A 16,812-nucleotide genomic window follows, 5' to 3' on the forward strand; every position below is an offset into this window, starting at 1 on the left:
CGATCAACTATTGACCTGTCCCTGACCAGACCTTTTCTGGTCAGGGACAGGTCAATATTGATATCATATTAAGTCAATCGGCGAACATGGTACGAACAGCGTCCGAATACGATCCAAACAGCCAGCATGTATAACTAAGCTGATGGATTGTTTGAGATTCAATACACTTTGATCTTTTGCATACCATTTTTGCGAAACTCAATTGGCCCAGGATAATGATGTTTATTTTTCCTTGTATTTCCGAAGTAGTCTATGTTGAATGATTTTAGGGCTTCGGCTGCACTAGCAATTCTTTGCTGGGGAATAGCAGCGTTCCCAAGTTCCTGAGCAAAGACCGGCATTCTATTTTTATTCGTTTTCCAATCTGATGAAACATTCATATATAGATACCACCCATCTGCCTCTTCGACTACTTTGATATTTGTATCCGAAACGGGATCAACCTGAGGTTCTACCTCCGATTTTGCAGGAGCTGCTCCTGCCAAAAATAAGTTTCCTTTCATCTTGACGGTTAATGGACATTCATCGTACACAGTAAGATCTGCCCGAGTAAATAGATTGTTATAATATGAAACATCGCCGCAAGGACAATCATGAAGCCCCGCAATTTCTGTGCTGTGAGGAGTTAAATACGGTGTTTTGCGTTCATCTACTTTTCCTGTTGGCCAGATCTTCCATGCGATCAGATTATTGATAAAAGCGATTCCCTGTGAAAGCTTCACTTGTGCTAATTCTTCGGATAGAAATAAATTATTATCGACCAAGACGGGGCCATGATTTACCTCCAGAGAGAAATCCTGTACCTTGTTGTCATGCAATAAATTATTTGTGATCCGCGTTCCCTGAGTCATCCAATCCAGCCATATCCCCCCTTCGGTACGATAAATATGATTGTGACGAATCACAACATCCACAGGTGCATGTAGTTTTAATCCAGCAACTTCATAGCCCCAAAATTGTTGATTTAAGCCGATATCACTAATGATATTGTCCGCAATGACGCTATAAATAGCCCCTAAACTTCCCGCAATACCTGCCTGCCCGCAAAATGAAATCCGATTGTTCCTGACAATATGACTACCGATATGGTCACGATTCCAATTATTTTCCAGTGCACGTTCGGTCGTTTTGACAAAAGCTTCTGCAGACTCCGATTTGTTATCCCATGCGTCCCCATATTTTCCCAAGGTTATCCCGACGCACTTTGAATGACTTATGGTATTATCTTCTATTAACCAACCTTTACTCCAATGTGTACCGAGTAAACCAATCTGTTCAGCAGTTGGTGGCGCCCAAGGTGTAGCGGCATGGCTCATCATAAATCCCTTTACATGAATGTAATTGATATAAGGCTTTTCAGGGTAAAAAACAGCCTGACGTACATTAATCTCAACCGTATTTTCATTGGGATTGGCCACTATAAAATTCGCCCAAATCCGGGTTTCTTTTTCATCTACTTTTGCAAACCAAAGCGCTTTATCAGCTTTCGCCAGCAGCATATTTTCTAAAGTTTCGGACTCTCGGAGCGGAATATTGTTCAAGTAGACTTCTCCTGTATGACACCATTTTCCCCGCTCAAGCCAATCACCATGAATTGTATCTGCGTATGGATTAAATGTGCCAAAGAAAGCATTCGGAATGCTCACCATCCAAGTATTTCGATCGATATGCTTCCATCCCTTGATCACCTCCGAACCTTTGATCTCCACTCGCTCACCAGCAGCAGCCTGATACCGAATCATTTTTTGAGCTGATTCGCCACCACGTGGCGGTGATACACACTCACGATAAATCCCTTCGTGCACAGTAATGACATCGCCTGGTTGCGCTATTTTAGAAGCAGCCTGAATCGATTTTAAGGGGGACGATTGAGCTCCGTTATTGATATCACTCCCTTCCTGGCTTACATGTATTTCCTTATAAGAAGACTGTTTCTGCCCATATAACGATCTCTGCGATATAACACAGCACAGCATTATTCCAACTATCTTATGATAATATTTCATTAATTTCTAACATTAAAATTAAACCCTTCTTCACATCTCAAATACCCGTTCTTTACGCAAGAACTGCATGCCTAATTTTTCGTCAGCATCGCTTTACTTATTGGTGAACCTAAACCAATTAAAGTCAGCAAAACCGTCTACCCCTTCCGATGTTTTGCTATAATTGAATAATGCAAAACGGTTTGCTGTCCAAGGTAAGCCTAGTTGCATCGTTAAATCATTTCCAATGACATAAAAATTATCACCGTCAGTACTATAATAAAATTTCGCTATGCCTCCCCTGTCAGTGACGCGTGCCCGCACCCATAGTTTATCACCAACGAAATTTTCTTTGCTTTCGATAATCTTGTCATCATTGCTCATGATAATTTTCCGTTTGCCATTGACCTGCTCCACAGCCACAAAAGCATACGGGAATTCAAAGACGCCAAAGCCAGCCACGTTGCCATTTTTCAATCCCTTCAGATCGATTTCGACAGTACCTTCTGAACTTGGTCCCTGCACCCGCTGTGTTAAGGTATTACGGGCCGTCTTTAAAGAATCCGCACGGGAAGCATGCAAGCGCAAATATCCCTTACGTTCTTGAAGCGACCATTTGCTATTGTCAGGGTTATGATTCCATTGCCATTGCAATCCCAGTTTTGTCCCATTAAACTCATCAGTCGTAGCCGGGGTTTTTATCGGGTAAGTCTTTCCGACATTGGGCTTTTTGTAGGTAATCACGTCCTTATTGCCAGTTCCCAGCATAGGCCATCCATCCTCCCATTTTACAGGTAAAAGATGAGGGACCCGACCTATTGCTCCACGATCCTGCATAATAATAAACCACCAGTCCCCATTTTTCAGCTGTACCATACCACCCTGATGTAGACCGTTGTCAGGATAAGAACTGTTATCATTGAGAATCAATTTATGCTCATAGGGCCCATAGATATTGTCTGAGCGCAAGCAGATCTGCCAGCCCTGTGTTCCACCTGCCGGACAAGTGATATAGTACTTGCCGTTAATCTTGTACATATGCGCTCCTTCCATTCCAAAATGTCCGCCGAGTTCGTTCGCATTCTTGAAGCTGCCCTGCCAAATTTTGACTTTATCACTCTTGACCGATTTAACATCCGCATTCAACTCTGTTAAATATAATGTACCTTGACCATGTACGACATAGACTTTACCATTGTCATCAAAGAACAAACCCGGGTCATACAGGTACTCGTGGAAAATTGTCCGCTTCCAAGGCCCCTCAGGCTTGTCTGCTTCGCAGATAGAAAAATTTCCTTTTTCACGTCCCCAACCATATGGCGTACAGAATCCAGCATAGAATTTCCCATTATGATGCTTCAATGTGGCCGCCCATGAACCATTCAAATACAATGTACCGCCTTCCATATTGTAGCGCGGATCTTCGGTATAGTGATCCAAAGCATAGCCTACCATTTCCCAGTTGACCAAATCCTTCGACTTCACTATTGGAGCTCCTGGCACATAGTGCATACTTGTCGAGATCATATAAAAATCATCCCCTACACGAATCACATCAGGATCGGGCCAATCGCCCCAAAACAACGGATTAGTGAATGTACCATTGCCATTGTCAGGACTCCAAACCTGCTGTGCCGACGCCTGTCCAAAGAGTGACAGTGTCAAAGCCAAAGCAAGCCCCAACTTTGTGGATGACTTACCATAGCGCTTCGTTATAATCGTATTCATATTTATTTTTAATTCCTTGTTATTAATTATTGAAATAGGGTCACTTCAGCCAATCCCGCCCGTCCTTCGGAGACCTCCAAAATACTGACCCGTATGAATTTTAACACCTTATCCAATTTGACCGGTTTAAAATCCCATCCCGTACATTCTTTTTCATACAATTCTTCCCATGTCGTTCCATCTAACGACCCTTCAACTTTATAGCGATATTTCGAGCTATCTTTTTGCAAACGTACACGAGTACCGACCACCTTGGTTGCTTGATCCAATTCAAAGGTGACAATCTGAGGGAATTTATCCTGATCCGCAATCCACCACGAATAGTCGTCGCCGTCGGTCACCTGAGTGACCGGAAAATCAGGATGTGCTGACGTTGCTGTTACCTTTTTGAATTTTATTTTTGGTCGGGCCAACAGTTCTTTATCCCATTTCGTGGGTTTAATAACCGCATGATCTTCTTCATTTCCGCGAAAGACCGCGTGATCACCATCAGGGATTTCGTTGGATACAGGCCGGATCGATCTGATAGCTTTACTTCCACTTTCCAAGCCTGCAGCTGATGCGCTGATATGAATTGTCCCACTTTTTTTGCTGGTACGCACAAAAGCAAATCCAATACCGCCTTCTACGACCTGTGGGTTCACTGCGATACGCGCCGAACCATCCCCGATTAAGTGTCCTTCACCTGCCACCTGAATACGGATCGCTGTCTGTGCATCATGCAGCAGATTCCCCTGTTTGTCACAGATTTTAAAATATACCGGAATCATATCTGACCCATCCGCAACTGGCTGAATGCCATATTCCGGTAGCAGGACTTCAATATGATGCGCGGCACCGGCTGTTTGCACCGCATGTTGCGCCACCACTTTTCCTTTTACATAGGCTAATGCCTTCAATTCTCCGGCTTCATAGCCACCTGCATCGAAAACAAAACTTGGACTTCCGCCTTTTTCCACGATGTACGGGTAGGCCTTGGCTCGTTCATCACGGGTTTGCCGTCCGATAAGTTTTCCATTCCGATAGAGTTCGACAGCTTCACAATTTGAGTACACCGTAATCTCCGTACTTGATGTTTTCAGTTTTTCTGGCGAATTATAGGAGGCTATAAATACCATGGGGCCTTTGAAAATCCCCTTTTGAACCAGCTGATAAGGACGCATACTTTGCATCATGTAAAAAGCAAACTTAGGATATCGGTTTACATCAACCACACCGGAATACATAGTCTCTTCTTCGGCACCACGAGTATAATCGTTATAACTCCACATAAAGTGCCCACCCATACGTGGGTTGGCATCCAACATACACCAATCGAAATAGCCATTTCCATTCAGTTGATGTAATCGGCTACGCCCCTGCCGCATTTGTTCATATTCATTTTCAGTCATACTCACCCTTGGCTTTTCCCCTACACCATCACCCCATTCCCTTGTCAATAAGGGTTTGACTGCGATTTGGTCCTCCAGATAATTACTCATCACATTGCCATTTTTGGGGTATTTGGAAACCTGTTTGTAGAAAACATCATAATAAGGTTCTGTTTCTTCGTGACTAAAATAATCACCGGCAGTATAAAACTGATCACCAGGGTATTCAGCATGTGCAGCTTCCGCAATGCGCTTCACCACCGACAGGGGGTAACTGGTTTCATTTAATGCGGTCTCCCAAAGAACAACAGAAGGTCGATTTCGGTCACGGCGGATCATACTACGCGTGATGGCTTCCAAACGATCTGCAAATTCGGGAGCCTTATTAAAATATTGCCATCCCGGTACACATTCGACAACCAAGAGCCCATGGCGGTCGCAAGCTTCCAAAAATGCAGGGTCGTGTGGATAATGTGCTGCCCGAACGGCATTATATCCACCGCGTTTCATATCGATCACTTCCCGTTCCTGGACAGAATTAGATGCTGCATCACCGACATAAGGATAAGCTTGATGCCGATTGGCTCCAACCATATAAAGATGTTCGCCATTAATAAAGAACCCACCATCTTTGGTATACCGAATCTGGCGGATACCTATTTGCTCAGTACGGCGATCCACTTCGACTCCATCGGCTAGGTACACCCGATTTTCCAAGTTATAGCAGATCGGACGATAGGGATGCCACAATTGCGGGTTTTTGATATCTATCTGCTGGTCTATCCGCCGACGTTCTTGCGGTTTCAGCTCAAATGGTAGTTGCTGCTGGCCCACAACTTTTCCCTTGGTATCTTTCAGTACGGTCAAGAGATACCCCTTCTTGGCCACTTTATCATCATTTTTTAGCTCAGTATTTACAGCAACAGTAGCGTTGCTCTTATCCACCTTCGGGTAATGCACAAAAACACCCGAATTTTGGGTCGCATCAGGCTCCAGTTCATCGGTAATGCGCAAGGGGTCGGAAACAATCAATTTGGCATCCCGATAGATTCCGCTATAATAATAGAAGTCAAGTCTATCCTGCGGCTTACCCGGAGGTGTCAATGGATCGTACTCAGCTGACACCCGAACTGCAATCACATTGCTTGTATGATCAAAATGAAGCTGATCCGTGATATCCAATGTAAAGCCAACATATCCACCATGGTGCTTACCAACGCTTTTACCATTGACAAACACCTCACAGCTGTTCATCACCCCTTCAAACTGCACAAAGACCTTCTTGCCACGATACTGATCCGATAGTTTGAAATAGCGCCGATACCAGCCTATCCCATCGTAAATAGCATCTCCACCATTATGTTTCTTTTCGAGCTGCATTACATGCGGCAACACGGCGGGGATCCATTTGGAGTCATCCAGACCAATCCCCTCTCCACCTTTAAGGTCGCCACGATAGAACGCCCAATTCGTGTTCAGTTGATATTCGATACGGCTTGCAGGCTTTTTCCCGAAACTCTGCAAACAAAGTCCCAGTAATAGAAAAAGCGCGACAGCTAATTTTTTAAAAAGCTCATTCATTCCTCACAAGTATTGATTATTTATTTTTTCTTACCTCAGCAGTATTAGGATAGGGTAGAATCTCCAATGCGTGTAAAAGTGCTCCGTTTTCCGTCTGTCTCAGCCCAAAAGTGAGTACATTTTTCTTCGAACCAAAGTTCAGCCAACATTCCGGAAGAAAAAATTCACGTTGAGGTCCTGCCTCCCAATGACGTCCGATATTATGTCCATTGAGCCACATATAACCGTTGCCCGAAGCATTGACCTTAGCCATCCAGGGTACCCATAGGTCTTTCGGAAGTTTGTCTAGATTAAATTCAACACGGTACCAGGTAACAAGACCGTCCTGTTTACCTTTGGGCTGTACTTGATTCCCCTTGCGTGGAATTTCATTCTTTGTATCCAGAGACACTGTCGTCCAGCTTGTATCATCAAAATCGGGTAAATTCCAGCCTTGCTGTATGCCGGCAAGATCCGTCGACAACTCCCATTCCAAGGGATGCGTAAGTGCTGTTTCACTGAGCGAAAGTCCCGCTTGATGAATACCTGCCAGCTCTTCCATCGGTACATAACCATGTGCGTGACCAAGGTTTTCATAAGCCACAACAATCTCATTTTCTCCAGCTTTCAATAGGCCGGCAACATCAAAACGGTTGTCGTATTCGTCTGCGCGAATACGCTCAAGAGCATTGCGTGTTGTCCAACTTTGGGCATCCGCACGGTCCGGAAAAAGCCGCTTGGCGGGCTTTCCATTAACAAGTACCGATACAATATCCCGTGTGTACATATTGAAGAGCAAATAATGTTCACGTTCCGCTTGTTTTGCCGTCAGGACCACACGGCTGCGATAACTGCTGTATCTAAAATCGTTGATATCCATATCAGAAAGACTGACCAACTGTGGCATCGTGTTCCAATCGGCCTGCCCGATAGCGTCCTCAGCCTTACGGGCTGTACTGACACGGATTCCTGTCGGCACTTTGGAAGGTCGTTCAATGGCATCAGCCTTCTTTGGCCACCAATCACCCTTATTTGCCGATTGCCCCTTTGCCACAACCAATATCTTTGATTCCAAACCTGCAAGATCATAATCTACTTCAATTTTCTCCATGTGCTGAATCTGATTGACCAGCTGATCATCAGTTTTAATCAGTACTTTTTCTCCATTTTGATTGACATTGTAGATCGGATCTTTTACAAGATTGACACTGTTTGGCAATAGGGTCACTTTTCCCTTGATTGCTTGTTTCGGATCCGTATTATGCAGAAATATAAACTTTGTACCATCGCTGGCCACTCTCACTCCGCCAAATAATGATTTTGGGGCGCCTTGCAGCTCACAGGGGCCTCCTTCCGTGCGGACCAGTTTGGATTCAAACTGTTGAATGAACGCACCGATTTCTTTAGCAGCAAGGTATTTCGGTCCAATGGCGCCATTTTCATGGATGGCAGCGTTATAGTCATAACTTGTGGTCATGCCCCGTGCTCCCCAACCATCAAAATGTGTACCGCCAAAAAACATATAGTAATTGATGCCTGTTCCGCCACCCAGCATAGTCATTAGACCGATAGCCTTGAAATGTCGGTCGTCGGAATAATGCTCTTCACTTAATCTCCCTGTGACCAGCGAAAACCATCCACCTTGTAACTCGGTCACAAACCCCGGAGCGTCAGGTTGTTTTTTGCGCAGATCCATCATCCGATAAGCGCAGCTTGGCGCATCCGATGGACCGCTTACATAGTAATTATCACAATCAAAGACCTGAGATAATTCGGGATCTTTGCTTCCCCTGGTTTCATTGGTCAGACAGGTGAAGACCGGAATATCCATCCCACTTTTATGCACCGATTCATTGAGGGCCTTCAGCACTTTATCTTTTCCGGGACTCCAATGCGCATCGTATTCATTTTCAATCTGGATCATGATAATCCCTTTTTTACCCTTTTCCTTACGGGTGATCTGTTCGGGTACCAACTCTTTGCATACAGCATTAAACCAATGCTGGGACCAGGCAATATGCTGTTCGTCGTTGCCTCGCAACCAAAAACCTTCCAGATTATCGGGGCGGTATTTGGCTAGCCATCTTGGGTAACCACCGCCAGAAAATTCAGCACAAATAAAAGGGCCGGGACGAACAATAGTATAAAAACCAAACTCTTCCTGCGCCATTTTTAGCCACCTTTTGAGGTCGGAAAAATCAAATTTGGATTGATCCTGCATATCTCTTGGAATATGGCGTTCATGCCAATTCCAGGGTACATACGTTTCTACCGTATTGAAACCTGCTTCCTTTATTTTTTTAAAACGATCACGCCACAATTCTTCGGGACAACGAAAGTAATGGAAAGCCGCACTATAGATATAAACGTCTTTTCCCTCAATGGTCATACAGGATCCATCGTAACGGATCCGCTCCGGCTGGGCAAATTTTTTGGCCGGACGCATCTGGTCACCATTTTGTCCAAATGCCATCGAAGCATAAAAAATAATCGAGCAGAAAGTCAAACGCAACACCAAAAAGAACGTTTTCTTTCTACTACAAGTTAATTTAAACATATTCATAATTGATTTAATACTAAGGGCTTGTTACGGCTTATTTTTACTTTTTTTATCTGATCCTTATAGCGAAGTGTAATTGCGACATCTTGATCAGCCGCTAATGTGACGGAGGTTAATGTCCCCTTACTCCATTTCAGATCAACAGTTAATCCCTGACGGGCACGCAAACCTTTGATTTCACCATCCGACCAAAATGACGGCAATGCAGGCAATATATGAATCTCTTTATTATGGCTTTGAATGAGCATCTCGGCAATTCCGGCAGTACCGCCAAAGTTTCCGTCAATCTGAAAAGGTGGATGTGTATTGAATAGGTTGTTTAATGTTGTCTTGGCGAGCAATGCCTGTACATTTTTACCTGCTTCTTCGCCATCGAGCAGTCGCGCATAAAAGTTAATCATCCAAGCCCTGCTCCATCCTGTATAGGAACCATTGCGGTTACTTTCGTTTTCATTATAAAACCGACGACGGGCAATCGTTTTTCGCGCGGCTTCAAACAGCTCCTTCTTATCTGAAGTAATCGACTTCCCCGGATAAAGTCCAAAAAGATGGGACATATGACGGTGCCCTGGTTCGACCTCTTCGTAATCTTCAATCCACTCCTGGATTGTCTGATATCGTGGGCTGATTCGGATTGGGGGCAATTTAGCTAACACATGTTTCAGTTTTTTAGTAAAATCCGTTTCTTCTCCAACCATTGTCCCTGCAGTTAGGCAGGCCTCAAATAACTCACGAATAATCTCGATATCCATGGTAGCACCGTAGGTCAATTGAAATTCTTTTCCATCGGCCATGCGATACCTATTCTCGGGAGAATTGGATGGCGCTGTAACAAGGTAACCCTTATGATCTTGCACGAGATAACCCAAAATAAATTCAGCAGCTTCTCTCATGGATGGATAAGCCTCCTGTTTTAGGTAGTTCTTATCGTTGGTAAATAAATAGTGATCCCATTGATGAAGCACCAGCCATGCTGCGGCAATAGGAAATGTTCCCCAGCCGACACCATCTGCAATTGCTGTACGCCCAAATGGGTCCGTTAGGTGGTTCATCGTCCAGCCTGAGGAGTTGTAGGTTTTACGGGCTGTTACCCGTCCCGGTTCACGCAAAGCTGTTATCAGATTTGAGAATGGGACAACAGTCTCTGAGAGGTTACATACTTCGGCCGGCCAATAGTTCATTTGGATGTTGATATTCGTATGAAAATCGGAACTCCAAGCTGCATTCATGTCCTTATTCCATATCCCTTGTAAATTGGCCGGGAGCACACCTGGACTACGCGAAGACCCCATCAACAAATAGCGTCCATACTGAAAATAAAGACTGATCAAAGAGAGATCCTGACCGCCCTCTTTTATTTTTTTTAGTCGTTGGTCCGTTGGCAAATCCGAAGGTTGTCCAATATTAAAGACCACACGGTCAAAAAATTGACGATGATCGGCAATATGTCTGGAAAGAATCTGTTCATAATGCTGCTTTTGAGCCTGATCCAATAATGCTCGACAACGTGCCAAAGGATCAATACGATGATCAAAGTCCAATTTTGACACATCATAATCTGTGGCTGCCGTAAAGTAAAAAAGGACTTCATCCGCATCCTTGACAAAAAAAGAATTTGCATTGGTTATCATGCTTCCGCCTTTGTGACTCCCCTGGACTAGTCCTGCAAATTTCATATGTGCGCCTACCTCACCACCATCTTCCATTGGCAGATCCACCACCTGCCCCTGAATTTTCAGCTCATGGTCAGATAAAGGTGTAGCAACCGCATCCTGTTCACGTGAATAGGAAAACCGGAAGGTCAGCTTTCCAGGCTTGTCTGCCGATAAACGAATCACAATCATATTATCGGGCGCTGAGGCAAATACTTCCCTCGTGTACTTTACGCCATTGATACAATAGCTCGTTGTTGCAACCCCGGTCTGTAAATCAAGATCGCGACGGTAGTTCGTGACCTGTTCCCGCCAAAAGCCTTCCGTTCCAAAATCAATGCGAAAATTCCCGAATGATTGATAGGATCGTATACGTAGGGGGCTGCTTTTGAGTTCCTTTTCAGACAGCGCAGCTGCTTTTTCGATCTCCCCAGCAACAAGTAAACGTTGAATTTCGGGAATTTTGTCCGCAGCAGCGGCATTGGCATCCACCTTGGAACCACCCCACAGGCTTTCTTCATTGATCTGGATATTTTCCTTATTCCAATCCCCATAAACCATCGCACCCAAACGTCCATTACCTACAGGAAGGGCGTCCTCCCAAACTTTAGCCGGTTCACGGTACCATAAAACGTGATCCTGATGCTGTGCTTTTAGCTGCATGCCAGAGAGCATCACTATGCAGCCCCATAAATATACTTTCATTTACAAATTATTAGTAGTACTGATCCGCAGCTAAACAACTTGTTTTCACTGACCGGTTTATTTCATTGATTATTGTTAGGCTTTTTATACCTAAATCTTGCTCAAAATTGATAATAAGCAATTTAACAAAGTTTTACATCTTTTTAGGGATGTAAAACTTGTTTAAAATTTAATTATATCCAGGGGTTTGTGTCAGGTTTTTATTTAAATCGATCTGTTGTTGACTTACAGGTAAGTACTTGTTGAATGGTTGGAATTGTCTAGTTTCCACTGATATTGGATCCCCAATTTGAGTCAACCGTTTATCCTCATTGGGCTCATCTGCTTTAATAACGCCCATCCAACTACCTTCTGCCTTTCCATTCAGTACATTTTTAGCGATATCCCAACGAATAATGTCCGCTCGTCTCAAACCTTCAAAAGCTAGTTCTACACGACGTTCACGACGTACCAACTCTCTTAATTTTTCTTTCGAAGCATATTTGACACGGTTAACTTTAGGCATACCAGCACGTTCGCGAATCATATCTAAACTTTGGTACATTTCTTCGTCCAGTCTACCCAATTCTATCTTTGCTTCCGCAATGGTCAATAGAACCTCGGCGTAGCGACTAACAATTAAATTCATACTTGTATTCCAAGGATCATCATATTGCGATATCGGAGCGGTGTATTTTTTGAAAGAAAATCCCGTTTTTGATGCATTATTAGCGCCGTTAAAATAATCGGGGTTGCTCACTTCTTTTCCATCCTCTTGGATATTTTTCGCCAGCGGATCAAAGACACGTCCATTCCAATCCTGCCCAGGATAAAGAATAGACATTTTCAATCGTGGGTCTCTATTGAGAAAAGGATATTTACTATCGTAGGTACCCGATATTTTTGCTTCTTCAACAGTGCTTCCGTCTTTCATTTCATAAGCATCAACCAAAGCTTTAATAGGTACTATAGACGACCAGCCTCCATCACCATTGGGGAACAGCGCTGCAATAAGCCAGTTCTCCAAGTCATTCGCTTTATATTGTACATCAAGGATAACCTCTTTGTTGTTCACGTTAGCGAGTTGGAAGGTTCCGTCATAAGTCGGAAACAACTGGTAAACTTGAGATGCCTTGATCGCAGTAGCGTCAGCCAAAGCAGCCTCATAGTTACCCAAATAAAGATTAAAACGCATACGGATGGCCAAAGCAGCTCCTTTCGTAATGTGTCCTACTTCGGCAGAACTATATTTTTCTGGAAGCACTGCGGCAACAGCTTTTAATTCTTCCAAAATAAATTTTTCAACTTCCGCCTTTGGTGTACGTGTCAATCGTGCCTCTTCAATAGTCGCAAATGTTTTTGTCGTAAGCGGTACATCACCATAATTGTTTGTCAACAAGAAATATCGATAAGCCCGAAGAAAACGAACTTCAGCCTTGTAACGCTCCTTCAAATTTGCATCCTTAAAATTAATCGCATCAATGTGTTCCAAAAAATCATTGCAACGGTTGATCGTCGTGTAATCGTACAAATCAGAACCAGGATCGGCGGAACTCATTCCACCATTTCCGATCACTTGCCATCCCTCGTGCTTGTGAAAACTATAAGCGTTGTCGGACGCACAATCGCGATACAAAATTTCTTCTGATTCCCAGCCCCGATAACAACCTACTAAGGCAAGTTTGGCATCGGCCTCTGTTTTCCAAAAAGTCTCTGGTGTCAATGCATCTCCGGGAAATTTGTCCAAGAAATCCGAGCATGACTGTAAACTAGCTGTCGCCAGCATAATTAATAAATATATCTTTTTCATTTGTATAACTCTCTAAACTAAAATGTAATGTTCAATCCGACAGTATTTACCTTAACCTGAGGATAGTAAGAGCCAGAGCCAGCAGGCATTTCCGGATCGTAACCTTTCAAAAATTTGGTTATGGTCAATAAGTTCTGTCCACTATAAAATAATTTGACTTTTGACGCTCCGATTCGGTTTGCCCAAACATCAGGAAAAGTATAGCCAACTTGGAGGTTTTTCAAACGTACATATTGCGCATTCTGTACCCAGTAATCTGAAACAATGCGATTTGGGCTACTTATTCCATTATTATTCTGAATACGCGGGATTGTGCTTGTTGGATTATCTGGTGTCCAACGGTCAAGCCAAAAACGTAATGGACTTCCGGTATCACCGCTGAACTCGCCTATCCCAGACGATTCAACATAACCGTATACACCGGATGCGCCTTGGAAAAATGCCTGAATATCAAAACCATGGTATGCTGCGCTGAGGTTTAATCCAAAAGTATATTTCGGATCAGTGGAACCTAATATTGTACGGTCATCGGCAGTTACAGTCTTATCTCCGTTGCGGTCCACGTAGCGCAGGTCACCAGGCAATACCTTATTGCTTGCCATTTTATATTGTGCCCAGCTTTGAATATCTTCCGTACTCTGAAAAAGTCCCGCTGTCTGATAACCATAGAATGAATTAATCGGTGCTCCGACTTGTTTAATTTTCCAACTTCCATCTAAGAGATAAGAATCTCCGCCAAGATCAAGAATACGGTTTTTGTTATAAGAGAAATTTGCTGTTGCACTAAAATCAACCGCACCTAGACGTTTTCGGTAACTCGCAATAGCCTCAAATCCTTTATTTTGCATACGACCAACATTATCGACATATCCCTTCAAGCCATAGGTTGCAGGAGCCAAAACCTCCATAAGGATATCCGTTGTTAAACGATCGTAATAATCTAATGTGAGTGTTAGATTGTTTCCGATACCAAGATCCAATCCAAGATCCCAAGTACGCGTCTTCTCCCAAGTGATACTACGTTTATTTGCTTTCTTTAGCGTCGCCCCCGGATAGATCACATTATTAAATGGATAAGCATAGTCTTTACCTAAGCCAATAACGGGAATAGAAGGATAGTATTCCAAAGCGCTCTGATTTCCTAGGCGCCCCCAAGATCCCCGAAGTTTAATATTGCTAAAGACAGGTTTTGCAAACTCCATAAAGGATTCCTCCGAAAGCCGCCACCCTGCTGAAAACGATGGAAATGTACCCCAACGGTAACCTTCAGAAAAACGGCTTGAAGCATCGCGGCGAACATTGGCCTCAAAGAGATAGATTCCCTTGTAATCATAATTGACACGACCAAAGTACGAAAGCATATTCAGGTGTTTTGTATCACCTTTATTTGTTTGTCCATTCGTGTCACCGGCGTCAATATCTGTCAGATCATTATTTGGAAAATTCTGACGGTACATCTCACCGTATTTATAATCGTATTGCTCAGCATGATAACCCGCAAGTGCCCCCACGTGGTGATTTGAAAACGTACGGTCAAAATTCAGGGTAATATCCCCCGTGTACATTGTTGATATAGTCGTTTTCTCGAAAAGTTTATTTGGCCCTTGATATTTTGAGGGATTGTACCAGATATCTTTTCTAAATTCATGCGAGTCGTCCGTCGAAGGTCTATATGATCCTTGCGCTTTCAAGGAAAGACCATCGATAAATTTATATTGAACACTTCCAATGGCATTGAATCGGCGTTGCACTTCATCTGTTGTCGCTCCTTGTTCCATCCAAGCAATTGGATTTCCATCACTAATGGTACCATAGTTGCCGTTTGCGTCTTTATATGGAATCCATGGTGCCATTTGGTTGGCTAGACGAAAGTACTGGCCCATACCACCAACATAGGGATTGGTCGGCTCTTGGAGTTTGCGATTCGACAGGTACATTGACAAACCGATATCCAGGTTTTTCACTGGGGTCATATCCAAATTGGTACGGGCATTAAATTGCTTTTTTGAGGTCAGCTTAATAATACCGTCCTGCCCCTGATAGCCTACGCTTCCCATATAGCGAACTTTCTCAGCACCACCTGAAATATTGAGATTATGCTGGTGCTGAAAGCCCGATCCAGTCAAAAGCAAATCGTGCCAATTTGTATTCGGATATTTATAAGGGTCGCTGCCATCTTTAAAAGCTTTGATATCCTCTGCCGTAAAACGCTCCTTCTTTCCATCTAATCGCAGTCCTTCATTATACAATTCTGCATATTCCCATGAGTTCAGGCGCTCGGCCATATTCGTGGCATTTTGTTTTCCGAAGAAATTGCTATAGTTTATTGTGGTTTTTCCTTCTTTTCCTCTTTTTGTCGTCACCAAGATTACGCCATTCGCTGCCTTAGAACCATAGATGGATGCCGAAGCAGCATCTTTTAATACAGATATCGATTCAACATCATTTGGATCGACATTTTCCATGGATGATTCAATACCATCCACTAACACCATCGGGTTCGAGTTATTAAGTGTCCCTACTCCACGCACGCGAATTGTTCCATTATCTTTTCCAGGCTGGCCACTACCTTGCGTAATGGTCATTCCCGGTACCAAGCCTTGAAGTCCCGCCGAAAGCGAACTGATCGGTCTATTTTCCAATTGTTTTGGAGAAATTGTTGCTACAGCACCGGTAAGGTTAACTTTTCGCTGCGTTCCGTAACCAACGACAACGACCTCTTGTAAATCACCTATTTTCTCCGATAAAATCACTTGATACACATTCCGATTGTCAATGGTCGTTACATATTGGCCATAACCGATTAAATCAAACTGAATTCGATCGCCATCTTTGGCTTGGATTTCAAATTCCCCGTTTTCATTGGTAGCGGTAGCCGTTCCGTTGATAACCTTTACAGTTACCCCCGATAATTTAGTTCCTTTATCATCGGTAACAGTCCCTTTGATCGATCGTTTTTGCACTTTAACATCTTCATTAAAAGATTTCGATGGAATATGCTTTGATTTCTCAACGATGATTCTGTTATCTCGAATAACATAACTCAATCCATTTTCGTGTAATATCTGATCCAATGCCTGGGTCAAAGAGACGTTGCTTAATTTAATTGAAATCTTATTTCCACTCGACTTTAAATCATCTTCCAAGTATAGAAAATGGTAACCGGACTGTTTGCTGATTGAATTGAAAATCTCTTTCAATGAAGTTCTTTTGGTTTCGAGGCTCACCCGTTGTCCAAAAACATTAGCGTTCACTTGACTACTCATCAACAGCATAGTAAGCACCGTAACCTTAGTCTTGTTGAAATACTTTAAAGCCTCGTCATATCGATTAAAATATGGCCTATATTTTTTATTCATTTGATTTAGTTTTTGATAATAATTTAGTTAGCTTTTCATCGATCTAAAGGCTTCTCTAGTAACAATATTTATTATTATGAAGAGAATTATTTTCAGATCAATAT

7 protein-coding genes are annotated in these 16,812 nt (G+C 43.2%); all 7 read right to left on the reverse strand.

Translation table 11 applies throughout. The annotated features are described in order from the left end of the window. Nucleotides 1-158 precede the first annotated feature (158 nt). A complete protein-coding gene (locus AAH582_RS17240) occupies nucleotides 159-2,006 on the reverse strand; it encodes a right-handed parallel beta-helix repeat-containing protein (protein ID WP_343319061.1) in 1,848 nt (615 codons plus the stop codon). Between the two features lie 93 nt (nucleotides 2,007-2,099). After that, nucleotides 2,100-3,713, reverse strand: a complete 1,614-nt coding sequence (locus AAH582_RS17245; protein ID WP_343319063.1) for a glycoside hydrolase family 43 protein — start codon at nucleotides 3,711-3,713, stop codon at nucleotides 2,100-2,102. Between the two features lie 26 nt (nucleotides 3,714-3,739). Continuing rightward, nucleotides 3,740-6,664 carry a glycoside hydrolase family 2 TIM barrel-domain containing protein gene (locus tag AAH582_RS17250; RefSeq protein WP_343319065.1) on the reverse strand — a complete coding sequence of 975 codons (2,925 nt, stop codon included), beginning with the start codon at nucleotides 6,662-6,664 and terminating at the stop codon, nucleotides 3,740-3,742. 16 nt (nucleotides 6,665-6,680) lie between these two features. Then, the gene (locus AAH582_RS17255; protein ID WP_343319067.1) at nucleotides 6,681-9,200 is read right to left on the reverse strand and encodes a beta-galactosidase; all 2,520 of its coding nucleotides are present in this window, start codon (nucleotides 9,198-9,200) and stop codon (nucleotides 6,681-6,683) included. A gap of 2 nt (nucleotides 9,201-9,202) precedes the next feature. Continuing rightward, a complete protein-coding gene (locus tag AAH582_RS17260; protein WP_343319069.1) occupies nucleotides 9,203-11,560 on the reverse strand; it encodes a glycoside hydrolase family 95 protein in 2,358 nt (785 codons plus the stop codon). Nucleotides 11,561-11,729: 169 nt separating this feature from the next. Then, nucleotides 11,730-13,349: a RagB/SusD family nutrient uptake outer membrane protein gene (locus tag AAH582_RS17265; RefSeq protein ID WP_046675328.1), complete on the reverse strand. Its 1,620-nt coding sequence runs from the start codon at nucleotides 13,347-13,349 to the stop codon at nucleotides 11,730-11,732. Between the two features lie 17 nt (nucleotides 13,350-13,366). Further along, on the reverse strand, nucleotides 13,367-16,708 hold the full coding sequence (locus tag AAH582_RS17270; protein ID WP_343319071.1) for a TonB-dependent receptor: 3,342 nt from the start codon (nucleotides 16,706-16,708) through the stop codon (nucleotides 13,367-13,369). Nucleotides 16,709-16,812: the final 104 nt, after the last annotated feature.

Source organism: Sphingobacterium multivorum (assembly GCF_039511225.1).
In the GTDB taxonomy this organism is placed as follows: domain Bacteria; phylum Bacteroidota; class Bacteroidia; order Sphingobacteriales; family Sphingobacteriaceae; genus Sphingobacterium.

What these genes read in the sequence shown, in the direction of transcription:
- AAH582_RS17240 (WP_343319061.1), bottom strand. Translation starts at nt 2,006, where the DNA reads ATGAAATATTATCATAAGATAGTTGGAATAATGCTGTGCTGTGTTATA.
- AAH582_RS17245 (WP_343319063.1), bottom strand. Translation starts at nt 3,713, where the DNA reads ATGAATACGATTATAACGAAGCGCTATGGTAAGTCATCCACAAAGTTG.
- AAH582_RS17250 (WP_343319065.1), bottom strand. Translation starts at nt 6,664, where the DNA reads ATGAATGAGCTTTTTAAAAAATTAGCTGTCGCGCTTTTTCTATTACTG.
- AAH582_RS17255 (WP_343319067.1), bottom strand. Translation starts at nt 9,200, where the DNA reads ATGTTTAAATTAACTTGTAGTAGAAAGAAAACGTTCTTTTTGGTGTTG.
- AAH582_RS17260 (WP_343319069.1), bottom strand. Translation starts at nt 11,560, where the DNA reads ATGAAAGTATATTTATGGGGCTGCATAGTGATGCTCTCTGGCATGCAG.
- AAH582_RS17265 (WP_046675328.1), bottom strand. Translation starts at nt 13,349, where the DNA reads ATGAAAAAGATATATTTATTAATTATGCTGGCGACAGCTAGTTTACAG.
- AAH582_RS17270 (WP_343319071.1), bottom strand. Translation starts at nt 16,708, where the DNA reads ATGAATAAAAAATATAGGCCATATTTTAATCGATATGACGAGGCTTTA.